Below are 405 nucleotides of genomic sequence, written 5' to 3' on the forward strand. Positions count from 1 at the left end.
CTTGTTTGAGCTGGTTATTTTTCTGCAACCAACGGGCGTACTGGAATAGCACATCCGCTTCGGCCGACGGCTCGGGAATGGTTTCATGCATACAGGTGAAAGTCAGGTTTTGCTTCGCTGCGGTAATCGGATTCATTGGAATGTCCTGGTTCAAGTGAATAAGGCCGCCTCCGTTATTACAAGCGGACAGCAGCAGGCTTGATAGCAGAAGGATTCGGCGCATCAATCAAGGTCCTTCAGGGTGGATTCGCCGTAATAAAATCCGACAAGGGGCGCCCAAGGCACCAAGTTTTCAGACTGGAGAGCTTTGTTTCTATTGATGATGTCCTGCCAAGCGATGAACGCCTCTTCCGGCTCATCCTGCGCCCCCTTGTTATCCGTATGCATACCCCACAACCGCCGCCT

Annotated in this window: 2 pseudogenes; both read right to left on the minus strand. The window is 52.1% G+C overall.

What is annotated here, in order from left to right:
- Positions 1–223, minus strand: a pseudogene (locus tag ACODSV_RS36355) (SEL1-like repeat protein); the annotation flags it as partial.
- Positions 223–405: pseudogene (locus ACODSV_RS36360) on the minus strand (phospholipase D-like domain-containing protein); the annotation flags it as partial. The pseudogenes ACODSV_RS36360 and ACODSV_RS36355, both read right to left, overlap by 1 nt.

Source organism: Pseudomonas sp. FG86 (genome assembly GCF_057808775.1).